This window comes from Pseudactinotalea suaedae (genome assembly GCF_009733815.1).
Classification (GTDB): domain Bacteria; phylum Actinomycetota; class Actinomycetes; order Actinomycetales; family Beutenbergiaceae; genus Pseudactinotalea; species Pseudactinotalea suaedae.
The window spans coordinates 130,174-148,047 of the sequence record NZ_WNXY01000011.1 but is presented as its reverse complement, the minus strand read 5'-3'; the positions used below and the strand labels follow the sequence as shown (position 1 = coordinate 148,047).

The 17,874-nt window shown below is 71.9% G+C and carries 17 protein-coding genes; 6 read left to right on the top strand and 11 right to left on the bottom strand.

From position 1 onward, the window contains the following. Window positions 1–149 precede the first annotated feature (149 nt). The 3 genes from helR to GPA04_RS18090 form a co-directional block, all read right to left on the bottom strand. Window positions 150–2,306, bottom strand: a complete 2,157-nt coding sequence (gene helR / locus GPA04_RS18100; RefSeq protein ID WP_156225609.1) for an RNA polymerase recycling motor ATPase HelR — start codon at window positions 2,304–2,306, stop codon at window positions 150–152. 103 nt (window positions 2,307–2,409) lie between these two features. Next, a complete protein-coding gene (locus tag GPA04_RS18095; protein ID WP_156225608.1) occupies window positions 2,410–3,273 on the bottom strand; it encodes an alpha/beta fold hydrolase in 864 nt (287 codons plus the stop codon). Next, on the bottom strand, window positions 3,273–3,752 hold the full coding sequence (locus GPA04_RS18090; RefSeq protein WP_156225607.1) for a GbsR/MarR family transcriptional regulator: 480 nt from the start codon (window positions 3,750–3,752) through the stop codon (window positions 3,273–3,275). Before GPA04_RS18090 ends, GPA04_RS18095 begins: the two co-directional genes overlap by 1 nt. 105 nt (window positions 3,753–3,857) lie before the next feature. On the opposite strand from GPA04_RS18090, the gene GPA04_RS18085 reads away from it, so the two are divergent. Continuing rightward, a complete protein-coding gene (locus tag GPA04_RS18085) occupies window positions 3,858–4,268 on the top strand; it encodes a nitroreductase/quinone reductase family protein (protein ID WP_156225606.1) in 411 nt (136 codons plus the stop codon). A 199-nt stretch (window positions 4,269–4,467) separates the two neighbouring features. Here GPA04_RS18085 and GPA04_RS18080 read toward each other — a convergent pair whose 3' ends face one another. After that, complete coding sequence (locus tag GPA04_RS18080; protein WP_156225605.1) at window positions 4,468–5,817, bottom strand: uracil-xanthine permease family protein; 1,350 nt, start codon at window positions 5,815–5,817, stop codon at window positions 4,468–4,470. Window positions 5,818–5,951: 134 nt separating this feature from the next. Here GPA04_RS18080 and GPA04_RS18075 point away from each other — a divergent pair, with 134 nt between their 5' ends. Next, the gene (locus GPA04_RS18075; RefSeq protein WP_156225604.1) at window positions 5,952–6,650 is read left to right on the top strand and encodes a hypothetical protein; all 699 of its coding nucleotides are present in this window, start codon (window positions 5,952–5,954) and stop codon (window positions 6,648–6,650) included. 32 nt (window positions 6,651–6,682) lie between these two features. On the opposite strand, the gene GPA04_RS18070 is transcribed toward GPA04_RS18075, so the two are convergent. Continuing rightward, window positions 6,683–8,227, bottom strand: coding sequence for a SulP family inorganic anion transporter (locus GPA04_RS18070; protein WP_436277925.1), 1,545 nt, complete (start codon window positions 8,225–8,227; stop codon window positions 6,683–6,685). A 293-nt stretch (window positions 8,228–8,520) separates the two neighbouring features. On the opposite strand from GPA04_RS18070, the gene GPA04_RS18065 reads away from it, so the two are divergent. Next, a complete protein-coding gene (locus GPA04_RS18065; RefSeq protein WP_156225603.1) occupies window positions 8,521–9,408 on the top strand; it encodes a hypothetical protein in 888 nt (295 codons plus the stop codon). Further along, window positions 9,398–10,183, top strand: coding sequence for a ferritin-like domain-containing protein (locus GPA04_RS18060; protein WP_156225602.1), 786 nt, complete (start codon window positions 9,398–9,400; stop codon window positions 10,181–10,183). The genes GPA04_RS18065 and GPA04_RS18060 overlap by 11 nt, the downstream gene beginning before the upstream one ends. Before the next feature lie 55 nt (window positions 10,184–10,238). On the opposite strand, the gene GPA04_RS18055 is transcribed toward GPA04_RS18060, so the two are convergent. The 6 genes from GPA04_RS18055 to GPA04_RS18030 all read right to left on the bottom strand — a co-directional run bounded on the left by GPA04_RS18055 (window position 10,239) and on the right by GPA04_RS18030 (window position 15,949). Next, the gene (locus GPA04_RS18055; RefSeq protein ID WP_156225601.1) at window positions 10,239–11,927 is read right to left on the bottom strand and encodes an alpha/beta hydrolase; all 1,689 of its coding nucleotides are present in this window, start codon (window positions 11,925–11,927) and stop codon (window positions 10,239–10,241) included. Window positions 11,928–12,070: 143 nt separating this feature from the next. After that, window positions 12,071–12,421, bottom strand: a complete 351-nt coding sequence (locus GPA04_RS18050) for a UBP-type zinc finger domain-containing protein (RefSeq protein ID WP_156225600.1) — start codon at window positions 12,419–12,421, stop codon at window positions 12,071–12,073. A gap of 93 nt (window positions 12,422–12,514) precedes the next feature. Then, the gene (locus tag GPA04_RS18045; RefSeq protein ID WP_156225599.1) at window positions 12,515–13,723 is read right to left on the bottom strand and encodes an MFS transporter; all 1,209 of its coding nucleotides are present in this window, start codon (window positions 13,721–13,723) and stop codon (window positions 12,515–12,517) included. A 48-nt stretch (window positions 13,724–13,771) separates the two neighbouring features. Next, window positions 13,772–14,146, bottom strand: coding sequence for a VOC family protein (locus GPA04_RS18040; RefSeq protein WP_156225598.1), 375 nt, complete (start codon window positions 14,144–14,146; stop codon window positions 13,772–13,774). Window positions 14,147–14,180: 34 nt separating this feature from the next. After that, window positions 14,181–14,831 (bottom strand): response regulator, encoded by a 651-nt coding sequence (locus GPA04_RS18035; RefSeq protein WP_156225597.1) that lies wholly within the window; start codon window positions 14,829–14,831, stop codon window positions 14,181–14,183. Continuing rightward, window positions 14,828–15,949: a sensor histidine kinase gene (locus GPA04_RS18030; protein WP_156225596.1), complete on the bottom strand. Its 1,122-nt coding sequence runs from the start codon at window positions 15,947–15,949 to the stop codon at window positions 14,828–14,830. The genes GPA04_RS18035 and GPA04_RS18030 overlap by 4 nt, the downstream gene beginning before the upstream one ends. 150 nt (window positions 15,950–16,099) lie before the next feature. On the opposite strand from GPA04_RS18030, the gene GPA04_RS18025 reads away from it, so the two are divergent. After that, window positions 16,100–17,056 (top strand): ABC transporter ATP-binding protein, encoded by a 957-nt coding sequence (locus GPA04_RS18025; RefSeq protein ID WP_156225595.1) that lies wholly within the window; start codon window positions 16,100–16,102, stop codon window positions 17,054–17,056. Next, complete coding sequence (locus GPA04_RS18020; protein WP_156225594.1) at window positions 17,053–17,850, top strand: ABC transporter permease; 798 nt, start codon at window positions 17,053–17,055, stop codon at window positions 17,848–17,850. Before GPA04_RS18025 ends, GPA04_RS18020 begins: the two co-directional genes overlap by 4 nt. Window positions 17,851–17,874 lie beyond the last annotated feature (24 nt).

Sequence of the window (17,874 nt, the reverse complement as noted above, 5' to 3'; positions counted from 1 at the left end):
TGTCCGCAGCGGGACGCCGGCCCGGAGGCGGCTCTGTCACCGGCATCCTCCGAGGCGCGAGCGAGCGAGGTCAAGCCACGGCCATCGGTTGCTTGTGATGCGGATCCGACGCACCAGGTGCATCGGATCCGCATCACAAGCCCCGCGCGCTACGCGGTGAGGACGACCAGCTCCTGCGTGGCCCGGGTCATCGAGACGTACCGGTCCACGGCGCCTTCGATGCCGCCTCCGAGCGCGGCGGGGTCGACCAGCACCACGAGGTCGAACTCGAGGCCCTTCGCGAGGGTCGGGGTCAGTGCGCGGACCCGCTCCGAGCCCTCGAACCCGTCGGCCCCGATGACGCACGCGATGCCCTCGTGCTCCGCGAGCCAGCCCTCCAGGACCGAGGCGAGCTCCGCCGTCGAGCCCTCGCGCACAGGCACACCGGTGCTGCGGATCGAGGTGGGGACGTTGGCGTCCGGGAGCGCGGCGCGGATGCCCGGCTCGGCATAGCTCATCACCTCGGCCGGGGTGCGGTAGTTGATGCCGAGCGAGCTGACCCGGACCCGGCGGAGGCCCACGCGCTCCAGGCGCTCCTCCCACGGCTCCGCGAACCCGTGCCGCGCCTGCGCCCGGTCCCCGACGATCGTCAGGCTCCCCGACGGGCACCGCCGCAGCACCATCTGCCACTCCGCGTCGGTCAGCTCCTGCGCCTCGTCGACGATCACGTGCGCGAACGGTCCCGCGAGCGCGTCCCGCCGGTGCTCCGGCATGCCGGAGGTGTCCACCAGCGCCTCCCGCAGGTCCTCGCCGCGCAGCATGCTCATGATCTGCAGGTCGCCGTCGTCGTGCTCGATCAGGTCACCGACGATCCGGTCCATGTCCTCGCGCTGCCGCGCGACCATGTCACGACGACGGCGACCCACACGTTCCGCGCCCGGGTCGCCGAGCCGCTGGCGCGCGGCGTCCAGCAGCGGCAGGTCGGAGGTGGTCCACTCCTGCGGGCGCTTCCGCTGAAGCGCCGCCACCTCCTCCTTGCTCAACCACGGCGCAGCCATCCGCAGGTAGGCGGGCACGGACCAGAGGTCGCCGATGACGTCCGCCGGCTCCAGCAGCGGCCACGCGCCGCCGAGCGCCGCCACCAGGTCCGAGTCACGCTGCAGCGTCCGCCGCAGCAGGTCCGGGTCGGCATCGTCGAGCTGGCTGCCCACGATCTCGACCAGCTCCTCCCAGATCAGCTCCCGCGCCTCGTTGTGCGGTGCGCCGCGAGCGGCGTCGAACGCCGAGGCCCAGTCGCCCTTGCGCACCAGCGCCTCGCCCCAGGGCGTCTCCACCTCGACGCGCTCGGTCGGCGGGTCCTCGTAGAAGCGGACCGCGGCGTCGACCGCGGTCACCATCGCGGCGCTCGCCTTGAGGCCGGCGACGACGGCGCTCGCCTCGGGCTTCGCCGTCGCCCCCTCAGGGATGAGGTCGCGCAGCGTGACGGTGCGGACGTCGTCCTCACCGAGGCTGGGCAGCACGTCGGCGGTGTAGCTGACGTAGTGCTCGTGCGGGCCGAGCACGAGGACGCCGCCGCCGCGGCCGTCCAGCCGGGGGTCGGTGTAGGTGAGGTAGGCGGCACGGTGCAGGGCCACCACCGTCTTGCCGGTGCCGGGACCGCCGTCGACCACGAGCGCACCGCCGCTGGGAGCGCGCACGATCGCGTCCTGATCGGCGGCGATCGTTCCGAGCACGTCCCGCATCTGGGGCGAACGGCTGGCGCCGAGGCTGGCGATGAAGGCGGACTGATCGTCGAGCGCGGCGGCGCCGGCAGCGGCACCGGCGTCGGTGAAGGCCTCGTCCCAGTAGTCGACTATCCGCCCCACCGACCAGCGGTAGCGGCGCCGGCTCGCGAGTCCCATCGGGTGCGCCTGGGTGGCGGCGAAGAACGGCTCAGCGGCGGGTGAGCGCCAGTCGATGAGAAGGCTGCCGCCGTCACCGTCGGTCACGCCGACGCGACCGATGTAGGTGGCCACCCCCTCGTCGGTGACGATCCGGCCCAGGCAGAGGTCGAGCCCGAACCGGCGCAACGTGCGCAGCCGGGCCGTGTACGCATGGATGCGCTGGTCGCGCTCGAGCGCCTCGGTGCCGCCACCGCCAGGGGCGCGGCGTTCGGCGGCCAGCCGCTCCTCGAGCTCGGCGATCTGGGACTCGAGGCTGGTCGCGACGCCCGCGAGGTGCTCCTCGTCGGCGGCGATCAGGGCGGGGTCGGCCTTGGCGGCAAGGCGGTCCGGGAGGGCGAACGGGGTGGTGGTGGGAAGGCTGGCGGAGCGGTGAGACGACGACATGGTCGGAGATTCTGCGACGGCCAGGGGGTCTTGCCGCAAGACCCCCTGTGCGCTATAAGTTGGTAGTGGCGACGGGGCTGCTCGCCCGTCGACGGCAAGCAGGTCAGGCGAGGAAGTCGACCACGAGCCGGTTCACCCGCTCGGGTTCCTGTCGGTTCACCCAGTGCCCGGCACCCTCGATGATCTCGAGCCGGGCTCCGGGTACCAGGGCAGCGGCGGCCCGCGTGTGCCTGGGTGCGACGCCGATGTCGGCGCCGCCCTGGATGAACAGGGTCGGGCACGCGATGGTGTGCAGCTGCGGGCGTAGATCCACCCGCATCCTCCAGAGACCGATCGAGCTGTTCTGCCAGTCGGACGAACCGCTGCCGCCGCGGCGGGCGATCTCGGCCATCACGTCGTCGACGATCTGCTCGAAGTCGTCGACGGGACCAGGAACGAGGGAAGAGCGGACGAACCGTTCGACGCCGGCCCGGCTGCGGAACATCAGGGACGGCAGCGTCTGGTTCAGCAGCGGCAGCTTGGCGGTGAGCCACAGCAGCTGATGCACCACCGGTGGGAACGAGATGATCCCGGCAGGCGCGATCGGGACCAGTCGCCGGACGCGGTCCGGGTGGGCGATCGCCGTGGCGAGGCTGAGCGCCCCGCCCTGTGACAGCCCGACCAGGTCCACCTGGTCGAGGGCGTAGTGATCGAGCACGGTGAGAACCGCGCGGAGCAGCCTGTCGTGGTCGGCGACACCCTGCCAGGGGATGCTCCCGCCCTGCTTCGGCCAGTCGAGGGCGAAGACCGCCCGGTCAGCGGCGAGCGCGGGGATCATCCGGGCCCAGCTGAGGCGGGCGTTGTCGATGCCCGCTCCGCTGAGCAGCACCACGGGGTTGCCACCGGCGCCGGCGCGCGTGACCTGCAGCCGCCCCTCGGGCTGATCGATCCACTCGTGCGTGACGGCGATGTCCTCGGGGCGGGTCATCAGCTGCTCTCCTGGCGCGTGCGCCACCGCTCGAGCAGCGCGGGTAGCTCGGTCTCCAGGAACCGGTACAGGTCCGTGACCTGCTCCAGCCGCTCGCGCCGTTCCGCGCCGGAGGTGGCCAGCAGATCGAGGCCCCGCTCCGTGACCTCGCGGAACGCCGTGGTCTGGGCGTAGCGCCGCATCAGCATCCGGCTCCAGCCGTCGGGCGCGATCCGGAAGTACTCGTTGCGGTCGCCACGGCGGCGGGTCCGCTCGACCAGGCCGCTCGGGGTCAGCAGCCGCATCGCCGACGAGATCGAGCTGCGGCTCACCTGCAGCGCCGCCGTCAGCTGCGCCGGCGTCTGCTCGGCGGGGTCGCTGATCAGCAGCCAGCCGATCACGCGCCCGGCGATGAGCGGCAGTCCCTCACCGACGAAGAACTCGGCGACCTCGTCGACGTAGGCCGATTCGGCTGCGGTCAGCTTGTCCGAGAGATCCATGGCCTGAGCCTACGCTGATTGCAGTATTTACTGCAACGACTACATAGACCGGTTCGCTCCCGACGAACGCGGAATGTTGCGCTGCCACCCCGCTGTTGGCGCGACATGGACTTCAACCAGCAGATCATCGACACCTTCCGCGCGAACGGCGGCGAGGTCAACGAGCCGATGTCCTTCGGCAAGAGCCTGGTGCTCGTGCACGTGCCGAAGAAGGGCGACACCATCCGGGTCGCCCCGCTGGCATCGATCCAGGACGACGACGCCTGGTACGTCGTCGGCTCCTCTGGCGGCTCTCCCCGCGACCCCGCGTGGGTCTTCGGGCTTCGCCGCGCCGAGCAGGTGGACATCGAGGTTCCCGGAGATCCCGTCAGGACCGTGCGCGCCACGGTCGAGGAGGTCACCGGGAACGAGCGCGACGCGATGTGGGAGCGCTTCAAGCAGCGGTCGCCGGGCTTCGCGGAGTACGAGAAGACCGCCGAGGGTCGGGCCTTCCCGATCTTCCGGCTCTCGGCCTAGCAGCACCCGCCCCAGCGCGGGCCGGGTCGCGGTTCTGGGGTCGTCTGGGTCCGCCACGTGGACCGCAACCACCCCATAGCGCTTTCCGCAGGTCGGTGGTGACCGGGTGGACAGGCGGTGGGTCAGGTCAGGTGGGCGCCGCGGGTCAGGTCGGCGGCGCGGGTCAGGTGGGCGGCGCGGGTCAGGTGGGCGGCGCGGGTCAGGGGGTCGGGGCGTCGACGGTGTCGGCAGGCTCCCGGCCGGCGGTCCCGCGCAGCCGGGCGATGCCGTGCATCAGGTGGTACACGCCGATGGCGGCGACGGTGCCGAGGGCGATGCCCTCGAACGTCATCGCTCCGGCCGACCACGTGTAGTTGGCGATGCCCACGATGAGGGCGATCGCCGCCGTCATGAGGTTGATCGGGTCGGCGAAGCTGACCTTGTTCTGCACCCAGATGCGGGCACCGAGCACACCGACCATGCCGTAGAGCACCGTCGCGGCTCCGCCGAGGACACCGGCGGGGATCGTCGCGATCAGCTGCCCGAACTTCGGTGACAGGCTCAGCGCCAGCGCCGTGGCCGCGGCGACCCAGTAGGCGGCCGTGGAGTACACGCGGGTGGCGCCCATGACGCCGATGTTCTCGGCGTAGGTGGTGGTGCCGGAGCCGCCGCCGGACCCGGCGAGAACGGTGGCGACGCCGTCGGCGAAGAGGGCGCGGCCGGTCACGCCGTCGAAGTTCTGGCCGGTCATCGCGGCCACGGACTTCACGTGGCCCACGTTCTCGGCGACCAGCACGAGCACCACCGGGACGAACAGCCCCAGCACGGCCGGCGTGAAGGTCGGCGTGGTGAACTGCGGCAGGCCGACCCAGGCCGCCTGGCCCACGTCGGTGAAGTCGACCTCGCCCCGCGCGGTGGCGACCACGTAGCCGATGATCACCCCCGCGAGGATCGACAGCCGGCCGAGGATGCCGCGGAACAGCACGGTCACCAGGATGATCGCGAGGATCGTCACGATCGCCGTGATGGGTGCGGCGCGCACGCCGCTCTCGCAGATCTGGACGATCTCGCCGTCGACGACCTCCTGGTCGCACGTGCCCCAGGCGGCGGGCGCGAGGTTGAAACCGATCAGCGCGACGATCGTGCCGGTCACCACCGGCGGCATCACGACGTCGATCCACCGGGTGCCCGCGAGATGGACCACCAGACCGACCAACGCCAGCAGTGCACCCGTGACGACCACGCCGCCCAGCGCGCTCGACATGCCGTGGCTGCCGGCCGCGGCCCCGATCGGGGCGATGAACGCGAAGCTGGAGCCCAGATAGCTGGGCAGCCGGTTCTTGGTGATCAGCAGGAACGCCACGGTGCCGATCGCGGAGAAGAACAACGTGGTCGCGGGCGGCAGCCCGGTCAGCAGCGGGACGAGGAACGTGGAGCCGAACATGGCGACCACGTGCTGCATGCCGATGCCGATGGTCCGAGGCCAGGCGAGGCGTTCGTCGGGCGCCACGACGGCTCCGGGCGCGATGGTGCGGCCGTCGCCGTGGCGACGCCAGGTGAAGATCGACAAGGGGTTCCTCCGCAGGCGATGCTGGACTCGGGCGGTGACCGACCCTAGTGCTGCCGCCGTGCACGGACGCGCTGCGACGCACGGCACGCCTCACAGTGCTGGCCCGGTGGCGGGACATCGGGCAGGGTCGAGGGATGGACACCGTGCTGTTCGGCGCCTACGCCGTCGCCTACCTCGTGCTGCTGGTGTGGGTTCTCACGCTCGCGTCCCGGTCCGGGTGGCCGCGCTCGGCCAACCTGCCGCTGCTGGTGGTGGCGGGTCTGGTCTACGACAACGCCGTCATCGCGGGCGGCCGGCTCCTCGGCGAGGGGCCGCTGCTGGAGGCGCTGAGCGTCGGTCGGTTCTGGATCCACGCGTTCGTGACGCCGCTGCTCGTGCTGTGGGCGTGGGACTCGCTGCGCCGCGCCGGCGTCGCGTGGGCCCGCACCCGGGTCGCGGCGACCGTGGCGGCCCTGGTCGTCGTCGGACTCGTCGTCGTCGAGATCGTCACGGTGCTGATGGATCTCCAGCTGGGCAGCGGTGAGGTGCACGGCGTGCTCAGCTACTCCAGCGCCGGTTCCAGCGGCCCGCCGGTGATGCCGTTGGTGGTCGCAGCCGGGCTGGTCGTCGCGGGTGTCGGGCTGTGGCGACGGCAGCGTTGGCCCTGGCTGCTGCTCGGCGCGCTGGCCATGAGCGTCGGCAGCGCGGTCGAGATCCCGGTGCCGAGCGCCGCCGTCACGAACGCGTTCGAGCTGATCCTGCTGACCGCGATCGTGGCGACCATCGCCCGCCAGGACCGGGACGGACACCGTGAGCACGGGGCCACCGTGGCGACCGACCCGAGCAGGCGCTGAGCCGGCGCCACTTCTGAGCCGACGCCGCGCGGCTACTCGCCGGCGCCGAGCTTCCCGGCGAGCCGGGTGTGGCGCGCCTCGCTGTCCCGGTTCATCCCCACGATCGTGACCGTCTTGCCCTTGCGCGCGTACTTCTGCGTGATCGCGTCGAGCGTGGCCACCGTGGATGCGTCCCAGATGTGCGCCTTCGACATGTCGATGACGACGCTCTTCGGGTCCGCGTTGTAGTCGAACTGGTAGACGAGGTCGTTGGAGGAGGCGAAGAACAGCTCACCCTCGACGGCGTAGACCCGCTCGTCGTCGTCGTCGCCGGCATCGAGACGGGTCACGCTCGTGATGTGCGCGACGCGGCGCGCGAACAGCACCATCGCCACGAGCACGCCCGCGATCACCCCGAACGCGAGGTTGCTGGTCGCCACCGTGACCGCGACCGTCGCGATCATCACCGCGGTCTCCGAGCGCGGCATCCGCCTGAGCGTGGCGGGTCGGATCGAGTGCCAGTCGAACGTGCCGACCGACACCATCACCATCACCGCGACCAGGGCAGCCATCGGCATGATCGCGACCACGTCACCCAGCCCGACCACCAGGGCGAGCAGGAACGCCCCGGCCAGGAACGTCGAGATCCGGGTGCGCGCACCCGAGATCTTCACGTTGATCATGGTCTGGCCGATCATCGCGCAGCCGCCCATGCCGCCGAAGAAGCCGGTCACGACGTTCGCGACACCCTGGCCCCACGCCTCCCGGGTCTTGTTGGAGTGGGTGTCCGTGACGTCGTCGACCAGCTTGGCGGTCAGCAGCGACTCGAGCAGACCCACGAGCGCCATGGCCAGCGCGTAGGGCGCGATGACCTGCAGCGTCTCGAACGTCAGCGGCACGTCCGGGAGCAGCAGCTGCGGCAGCGACTCGGGCAGCTCGCCCTCGTCGCCGACCGTCGGGACGTCGATGCCTGCCAGCACGGTGAGCCCGGTCAGCAGCACGATCGCCACCAGCGGCGCCGGCACCGCCTTCGTCCAGCGCGGCAGCAGCACCATGATCACGAGGCCTGCCACCAGCAGCGGGTACACCTGCCAGGGCACGTCGATCAGGTGCGGCAGCTGGGCCACGAAGATGAGGATCGCGAGCGCGTTGACGAAGCCGATCATCACCGAACGAGGGATGAACCGCATCAGCTTGGCCACCCCGAGCACGCCGAGCAGCACCTGCATCACGCCGCCCAGGATCACGGTCGCGACGAGGTAGTCGACACCGTGCGAGGCGACGACCGGCGCCACCACCAGCGCGACCGCGCCGGTCGCCGCCGAGATCATCGCCGGCCGCCCGCCCACGATCGCGATCGTCACGGCCATCGTGAAGGAGGCGAACAGACCGACGCGCGGGTCGACACCGGCGATGATCGAGAACGCGATCGCCTCGGGGATCAGCGCCAGGGCCACGACGAGCCCGCCGAGGACCTCGATGCGCAGCCGCCTCGGCGAGCGGAGTGCCGCGCGGACGGAGAACGACTCGTCGGCCTCGGGCGGGCCGTCGGCCGGGGTCGGGCGGGGCACGGCGTGGCTGTCGGGGCTGTGCGACACGTGGGTCCTTGCGGGTGGTTCGACGCCGGAGCGCCGGAAAGGAGTTCAGCACGCCACGCTGCGCACATCCGGACGGGACGATCGGGATCTCGACCCGGGCACCCAGCCTACCGACGCCGCCGCCGGCACGGTCCCGTCCGCGCAGATCCCCCCGTACACAGACTCGAAGTCACACCCATCCGATCGCGTCACGGTGGCGAACACCAGTCATGTCCCTACGATGTTCCCATGCGTGAGCGGTGCGCGCTGCGCGCGGCCCGGGTGCCAGGCACGCTCCGGCGGGTGGTGTGCTGATGACTGACGCCCCACCTGGTTACCGCGCCGACGGCCACCTCCATTCCGACGGCTCGACCCGCCCGGTGGTCCGCACCGACTTCGACGTCGACAAGTACGTCCGGGGCGCGCGTGGCCGCATCCACGTGAGCGCGTCGGGTCCGGTGATCTCCGGCCGCGCCGCCCGCGATCTGGCGTTCCTGTGGCGGCTCGAGGTCGCGGCGCTCGCCGAGATGCGGTCGCTGCTGACCTCCTGGACCGGCAACGAGACGCGGATCACGGCCTTCCTCGCGACCTGGGCGTACGAGCGGTACTGGCTCGCACGCGCCGCGCGCGACCTGCTCACGGCAGCCGGCCGGCCGCTGCAGGCAAACGGTCGGCGACCGCTCTCGGCGCGGATCCGCAGCTACGGCATCGACCGGTTCCTGCCCCTGGTCTCCCCCGTGGTCGGCGGAGTGCTCGGCGAACCGCTGGCGGCGGGTCACGTCGCCAGGATGGCGGTCCAGGAAGGCGCCCTTCGCGCCGGTCTCGCCGCCGTCAGGGCACGACTCGAGGGAGAGGCGAGCGACGCCGTCGGGGAGATCATCGCTCGCCGCACCGACTTCGTGGACTTCTTCCGTGCCGAGACGCGCGCTCGTGTCGAGCGCTCGACGGCGGAGCGTGCCAGTGCCGTCGTCATGCTCAGCCGGCCCTGGGCACCGTTGCGGGCCGTCGGGGTCGCCGACGCGGCCGAGGTGCAGGCGCTCAGCTCGATCTTCGACACGCCGGCAGCGCTGGCGGACCTGGAGGCCTCCGACCTGGCGGTGGGTGCGATCCTGCCCGGCCGCCCGACGCCGGCGCTCGACCTGGTCCTGCGGGCACGCCGCCGTCGTCGTGCCGCCCCGGAGAGGAATACTCATGGCCTTTGACCTCGACACCTTCGCCGAGACCTCCGAGGCGGTGACCTGGCACGACCTCGACTTCGACGCCTTCGAGGAGCGCCCGCTCGATGGGGCGACGCTGCGCACGCTGCGCTACATGTGCGACGTCGAGTACCACACGTCCTGCTTCCTGCGAGACATGCTCGTGACGCCCTCGCACCGCGAGGAGGACGCGGCCGGTTTCATGACGATGTGGAACCGCGAGGAGTTCTGGCACGGCGAGGCGCTCGCCGCGGTGCTGGCGCGGCACGGGATCGTCGTCGACTACGACGAGCTGAAGGCCAAGCGCGTCAAGCTGGGGTGGCGGCTGGCGCTGGGGACTCTCAAGCAGTCGGCGCTCTCCAACCTCATCGGGCCGGACTTCGTGGCGGTCCACATGACGTGGGGCGCCGCGAACGAGCTCTCCGCGGTGGCCGCCTACCGCCGGCTGGCCGAGCTGAACGAGCACCCGACGCTGTCCGTGCTGCTGCAGCGGATCTCCCAGCAGGAGACGCGGCACGTCGCCTTCTACACCACGCAGGCGCGCGAGCGTCTCGAAGCCTCGACCCGCGCCCAGACGCTGGTGCGCCTGATCCTGGAGAAGGTGTGGAAGCCCGTGGGCTCCGGGATCATGGACGAGCCCGAGGTCCAGCACGTGATGGGGCACCTGTTCGGAGGTCGCGCGGACGACCTCGACAAGCTCGACAAACGCCTGCAGCGGCTGCCCGGCCTCGGCACCGTCACGCCGTTCCGGTCCGCCTTCGGACGCCTCGGCATCAGGTGAACCTGCGGACGGCGGAGGCTCCCCCTGAGAGCCCCCGCCGCCCGGCACGGCGGGCCTACAGCCCGGGCAGTCCAGCGATCGGGGCCATCAGCAGCGGGCTCTCCTCGAGCTCGGCCTCCCCGGGCGGTGCCTGGAACGGTGCGATGTCCTGCTCGCAGGTGGCGCCGTCGGTGGCGTCGAGATCCACGAGGTAACCGGCGATCGCGGCGTTGGCGCAGGTGCTGATCCCGAGGGTGCCGTGGCCGTAGCCCTCGACGGTCAGCACGCTGGCGTCGGCGAACCTGTCCGCGTACGGCTGGGTCTGGCCGTACGGCGTGGCCGGGTCGTAGCGGGTGCCGATCACCAGCACCGGCGCCTCGGTCGTCTGCTCCCACGGACCCGTGTAGGCATCCTCGTCGGTGAAGCTGACGAACTCGCACTGGAGCCCGACCCAGGCGCGGTAGCGCCCGAAGTGCGGGGCCTCGGCATCGGCTGCGTCCGCGTGCGCCTGGTACTCCCACGGCTTGAGCGGGTGCTCGCCGTCCACGCACATGCTGGCGAGCGCGCCTCCGATGCCCGAGTAGTCCTCGATCAGGCCGAGACGGCGCAGAAGGTCACCGATCGAGTCGATGTCGTCGGTGGATCGCTGCGCCGCCATCGACTGCTGCTGCGGGACGGCGAGCGCCGCGAACGTCGCGGCGAGGTCTCCCCACAGCGCCGGCGAGTAGAGGGCGCTGAACGCCATCGCCACGGCGTCGTCGTAGCCGAGCTCGACGGTGGTGCCGTCGGGCAGCGGGATCTCGACCGGCTGCTCCTGCAGCTGGGTGAAGACGTCCTCGACCACCTCGCCCGGGTCACCGAGCGCAGCGAGCGCGCAGCTCTCCGGTCCGGCCTCGGCGCAGACGGCGAGGAACTCGTCGAAGACCTCGGCGGCGGCCGCTCCCTGACCGGTGCGGTAGCCGACCGACCCCTCGCCGCCGGACCAGCCCTCGGGGTCGAGGGTGCCGTCGATGGCGAGCGCGCGGACGTTGTCGGGGAACAGCGCGGAGTAGGTGGCGCCGAGGATGCTGCCGTAGGAGTAGCCGAGGTAGCTGAGCTGCTCGTCACCGACCGCCTGCCGCAGCAGGTCCATGTCGCGGGCGACGTTCGCGGTGGAGGCGTGCTCGATCCGGTCGCCGGACAGCAGCTCGCAGGTCGCCGAGATCGTGCCGAAGGTCGCGAGCATCTGGGCCCGCTCACGCGTGGTCATCGGGAATGCCGGGGTGTCCGCGATGAATGCGTTCTCGCTCGCCTGGTCGGGGAAGCAGGTCACGGGGTCCGAGAGCCCGACGCCGCGCGGGTCGAAGCCGACGACGTCGAACTGGGCGTGCACCTGCGGGTCGAGGAACGGCCCACCGAGCTGGTGCATCGTCGCGACACCGGGGCCGCCGGGTCCGCCGAAGTTGACGAACAGGCTCCCGATCCGCTGGTCCGGATCGGTGGCGGGGAGCCGCGTGAGGGCGATCGTGGTGGTCTCGCCCTCGGGCTCGTCGTAGTCGGTCGGGACCTCGACGGCGGCGCAGTCGAAGGCCTCGAGCCCCTCACCCTCGCAGGGTTTCCAGGCGATCTCAGGGACCGGCGCCTCCACCTGGGCGGCTAGGGGCGGCTGGTCCTGCTGATCGGTGGTCGTGTCGGCGACGGCAGCCGAGGCACCTGCGAGAAGCAGTGCGGCCGCGCCGGCGACGGCGGTGGTTCGGACAGCGTGTCTGGGGAGTCTCCGCAGCATGCGTTCCTTCCTAACACGGCGCTCCCACAGCAGAAACGGTGACGCGGGGGTTCCGTTCCCGGTGGTGGTCTGCTACGTGCCGGCTCCTCGGCCCGTCGCACCCCGGTCGTGCGCGGGTAGGGGTGCCGGCCGTGCCACCGACCTCACCGATGGATGCGGTCGCGCCAGTCCGTCGGCACGCGCCCTGCCGGGCCGGGCGTGGGCTGATCCGCCGGGTGCGCGAGCGGTGGCGCGAGCTCCGGTCCGGCCACGACGCTCTCGGTGCGGAAGTTCCAGAACCAGTCCTCGCCGGGCTCGAACGTCCGCATCAGCTCGTGCCCGGTCTCACGGAAGTGACCCGTGGCGTGCTGTCCCACCGAGGAGTCGCAGCAGCCGATGTGGCCGCAGGCGGCGCACCGGCGCAGGTGGACCCACCAGCCACCGGCGGCCTCGCACTCCTGACAGCCGGACCCGCTCGGCACAGCCGCGGTGTCGAGGTGCGGTGAGTCGCTCATGGTGCTGCCTCTCAACGTCGTGGAGTCGGCTGTGCCCGACCGATCCCCGACCATGCCGATCCAGCCGCTGTCAGCCTACGCAGTCCGACGCGTTCAGACACGCTCACGTTCGGGCTCGGGCTCGGGCTCCGGTGCGGGCCGGGCACGTGCGGCAGGCGTCACCAGCGCGGCTGCCAGCACCAGAACCAGCACCACGATCAGCGCCGGCCGCAGCCCGTACGCCTCGCCCAGGAAGCCGAGGGTGGGCGGGCCCACGAGGAAGGCGATGTAGCCGACGATCGCCGCGAGCGTGACGCGGGCCGCGGAGTCCTCGCCCGAGTCGGCTGCGGCGGAGAGCGCCACGGGGAACCCGAGCGAGGCGCCGAGCCCCCAGAGGATGGCCGCCGAGGCGGCGACGGCCTGGTTGTCCACGAAGATCACCAGCGCCAGCCCTGCACCGCCGGCCAGCGCGCTGGCGCACAGCACCACGGCGCGGCCGACCCGGTCGACGAACCAGCCTCCGACGAAACGCCCGGCGGTCATCGCCGCGGCGAAGACCACGTAGACCCCGGACCCGAGCGCCGGGTCGAAGCCGTGTCCGTCGACCATGACGAGCGGCAGCCAGTCGTTCGCGGTGCCCTCGGCCATCGCGAGCGCGAGGATGATCGCACCGATCAGCAGCAGCCGGCTGTCCCGCCAGACCGGGGCGCGCGGGACGTCGGCAGCACCGGCAGGGTCCGCAGGCGCACGGCGGCCGCCCTTGGCCGGCACCGGACGGATCGCGAGCGCCAGCACCGCGAGCACGATGATGCCGACGATCACCTGGTGGGCGAGCACCGGGAAGCCGATGGCGGTCAGCACCATGCCGCAGATCCCGCCCACGACCGTGCCGAGCGAGAAGAACCCGTGCATCGCCGGCATCGTCGAGCGCCCGAGCAGGCGCTCGACCTGCGCGCCCTCGACGTTGAGCGCGATCTCACCACCGCCCATGCCGAGGCCGAACATGCCGAGGCCGATGGCCACGACCACGCCGGACCCCAGGCCAGCCCCGACCCCGACCACCACAGCGCCGACGGCGATCGAGGACGTCCCGGCGAGGATCAGCGTGCGCGCCCCGAGGCGCGCGAGCAGCGGCCCGGCAGCGAGGATCCCGATCATCGACCCGACCGAGAGGCCGAACAGGATCAACCCCATCTGCGCCGTCGAGGCCTCGACCAGGTCACGCACGTCGGGCGTGCGGGTGACCCACGAGGACATGGTGATGCCCGGAAGGAAGAACAGGGCGAAGAGCGCGTTGCGGCGCGCGAGCGGGGTGGCGAGCACAGGAGCCTTCGAGAAGCACTGGCGAGCGGGACGGATGTCCCTGGGAACCTACTGCAGCGCCCACACCCCGAGCTCGTTCCCCGCGGGGTCGGTGAAGTGGAAGCGACGCCCGCCGGGAAACTCGTAGGGACCGTTGACGATGAGGCCGCCGGCCGCCGTCACCGCGGCGAGCGTGGCCTCCAGGTCGTCGCTGTACAGCAGCACGAGCGGGCCACCGCCCGTGACCTCGGGCGCCAGCGCGAGACCACCGGCTTCGTCGCCGCCTCTCTCGGCGGCCGTGCGGATCCCCGCGTAGCCATCCCCGTACGCCGTGAACTCCCATCCGAAGGCACGGCCGTAGAAGTCTTGGGCGGCCTGCATGTCGGTGACAGTGATCTCGATGTAGTCGATCGAGTGCGGGATGCGGTGCGTGTGACTGTCCATGCGCACCATCGTGGTGGAGGCCACCGACAGCCCCTCACTCCAGCAGGCCGTGGTGGAGGGCACGGAGCACCGCGCGAGTGCGGTCGCGGGCTCCGAGCTTGAGCAGCACCGTGGACACGTGGTTCTTCACCGTGCCCTCGGCCAGGTGCAGGGCGTCCGCGATCTCGCGGTTGGAGTAGCCGCCGGCGAGCAACCGCAGGATCTCGACCTCCCGAGAGGTGAGGTCACCCACCACGAGGGGGGCGTCGTCGTCGATCCCGACGGCGCCGTCCCGGATGGCCCGCAGCACCCGGTCGGTGATCGCCGGCTGCAGGAGCGTGCCACCCTCCGCGAGCGTGCGGACCGCCCCGACGAGCGAGTCGAGGGTCACGTCCTTGAGCAGATAGCCGCGTGCGCCGGAGCGGATCGCGGCGAGCACCAGGTCGTCGTCGTCGAAGGTGGTGAGGACGAGGACCGGCACGTCGAGATCGCTGGCGCGCAGCGCCTCGAGGGTCCAGATGCCGTCGTGCCGCGGCATCCGCAGGTCGAGCAGCACCACGTCGGGCCGGTGCTCGCGGATCGCGGCGAGCCCGGTCATGCCGTCGTCGGCCTCGCCGACCACCTCGACGTCGTCGGCAAGCTCGAGCAGACCGCGGATGCCTTGCCGGACCAGGGTCTGGTCGTCGATCACCACCAGGCGGATCACGACACCGGCACCCGCGCCTCGACCCGGAACCCGCCCATGGTGGTGAAGCTGGCGTCGCCACCCAGATCCGCGACCCGCTCGCTGATGCCGCGCAGCCCGTTCCCCATCTCGAGCCGCGCGGCGCCGCGGCCGTCGTCCCACGCCGTCAGCACCACCGCCCCGCTCTCGTTGGCCACCTCGATCCACAGGTTCGCCGCCTGGGCGTGGCGGATCGCGTTGGTGACCACCTCCTGCACGCACCTCACGAGGGCGACCGTGCGGATCTCGTCGAGCTCGACGTCGTCGGCGACCTCCACATGGATCCGCGGCGAGGGCAGGTCGGCGACGATCCGCTCGAGCACGTCCCGCAGGTCCGGCGCCCGCCGGCGCAGCTCGCCCACGGTCTGCCGGACGTCGGCCAGCAGGTCGCCGGCGATGCCGCGGGCACGCGCCACGTGCTCGCTCGCGGGCGGCGTCGCACGGTGCGAGGCGATCTCGAGCTCGAGGGCCAGCACCGTGAGCTGATGGCCGACGGCGTCGTGCAGGTCGCGCGAGATCCGCAACCGCTCGTCGGCGCGCGAGGACTCCGCGAGCAGCGTGCTGGTCGCCCGGAGCTCGGCGTGGGCGGCTGCGAGCGCGGTCCGCATCTCCACCTCACGATGCTGCGCACGCACCGCGAAGTACGTCCCGAGCTGCAGCATCGCGTACAGCCCACCGCTGAGCACCGTCTCCAGCACCAACGACGAGGAGATCCAGCTGGCGGCCGCGACCGCCGCGGTGTTGGCCGCCACGATCACCGCCGTCACGCGCCACGACACCACATAGGCGCTCAGCGCCGCGGTGTAGACGACGAGGATCGGCAGCCATCCCGCGCCCGGCGCCGTCACGACGATGACGATGCCGAGCACCACCTGCACGGCGAAGAGCGCCTGTGCGAGCCGGACTCGATCGACACCGACGAGCCACTGGGCCGCCACCAGGGTGAGCATGAACAGCACGTAGCTGGCCCACCAGAGCGCGGGTGCCACGCTCGTGAACTCCGCTCCCTGCAGCTGGAGCAGCAGGAACACCAGCCCGAGGCCCAGGCACACCAGCAGGCCGAAGGCCCCTGCCCACAGGTTCGGGTCGCGCCTGTCCACGGCCCGAGCGTAGGCGCCTCGAGCAGGGCGCACCCGTGCCGGAAGTCATGCGCGCAGCTCGTGACGACCGGCACGCGCGCCCGGGCGGGCGCCGCTCCTAGCGTCGAGGACGAGCCTCGACCCGCCGACGCCCATCCTCAGGGAGACACCATGACCGCCGTCCATGCCCACGACCTGCACAAGCGCTACGGCGACCGGACCGCCGTCGACGGCGTCAGCCTCACGGTGGCCGAGGGGGAGGTGCTCGGCATCCTGGGTCGCAACGGAGCCGGCAAGACCACCACGGTGGAGATGATCGCCGGGCTCCGCCGCCCCGACTCCGGGACCGTGGAGATCCTCGGCCTCGACCCCTGGCGCGACCGGCGCCGGGTCCGGCAGCTGCTGGGCGTGCAGCTGCAGGAGAGCGAGCTGCACGCGGCGCTGACGGTCGCCGAGCTCGTGCGGCTGTACCGCACCTTCTACGCACGCCCGGCGGACACCGCTGAGCTGATCGAGGCCGTGGGCCTGACCGGGCATCGCGACGTCCGCTTCGAGCGGCTCTCCGGCGGCCAGCAGCAGCGACTGTCGATCGCGCTCGCCCTGATCGGCCGGCCGCGCGTGGTGATCCTCGACGAGCTCACCACCGGGCTCGACCCGGAGGCGCGGCGCCACATCTGGGCGATCGTCGAACGACTGCGTGACGACGGCGTCACGGTCCTCCTGGTCAGCCACCTCATGGAGGAGGTCGAGCGGCTGTGTGACCAGGTCGCGCTTCTCGACGGCGGTCGGGTCGTCGCGCAGGACAGCCCCGCCGGTCTCGTCGAGACCGCCGGGCTCGGACAACGGGTCCGGTTCCGCGTCGGCGACGGCGGCGCACCGGCGCTGGCGCGTGCGGCCCTCGACGACCTCCCCGAGGTCGGCGAGGTCCAGGTGCGCCGCGACCAGGTGACGGTGACCGGCGCCGGAGACCTGCTGGGCGCCGTCAGCACCGCGCTGGTGCGCGCCGGTGTGGTCGCGACCGAGACCCGCCTCGAGCACGCCACCCTCGACGACGCCTTCCTCGCCCTGACGGGGCACACGCTGAGCACCGACCGAACCGACCACGACCTGCATGGAGCCGACCGATGAGCACCACCGCCTCCCCGAGCGATCTCGCCGACGTCCCCGCCTACCGGCCCGGGCTGCGGTCGTTGGCCACCCTGGTGGCGGCCGAGGCGCGGATGGTGGCGCGCGACACCGCCGGCCTGGTGGTGCCGATCGCCCTGCCGATGCTCTTCCTGGTCATGAACGGCCTCGGGAGCAGCACCGAGCCGCTGCCCGACGCCGGTGGCATGTCGGCGTTCGACATCTACGTGCTGCCGCTGATCCTGGTGATCGGCGTGGCGACGATCGGTGTCATCAACATGCCGAGCTTCCTCGCCTACTACCGCAAGAGCGGGGTGCTGCGGCGGCTCGGCGTCACACCCGCGTCGCCGGTGATGATCCTGCTTGCGCAGCTCATCGTCAGCGTGATCCAGACCGCGCTCGGCGTCGGGCTCGCCGTCGGGGTCGCGGTCCTCGGCTTCGACGCCAACCTGCCCAGCCGCCCGGGCCTGGCGATCGGCGTGTTCGCGCTCGCGGCGGCGGCCATGTACGCCGTCGGGATGCTCGTCGCGGCGATCGCACCCACCGCCAACGCCGCGGTCGCGATCGGCCTCGGCACCTTCTTCCTGCTCGGCGCCGTCGGCGGCATGTTCGGACCGACCACCAACCTGCCCGACGGCGTTGCCCAGGTGGGCGAGCTGCTCCCGTTCGGCGCCGCCGTGGGTGCGTTGGGGACGACGTGGCTCGGCCGGACCCCCGAGCCGACGCACCTGCTGGCGCTCGCGGGCGCCGTCGTGATCTGCGGGCTGCTGTCCGCCCGGCTGTTCCGCTGGGAGTGAGCGGCGGGCCCGGGCGTAGCCAGG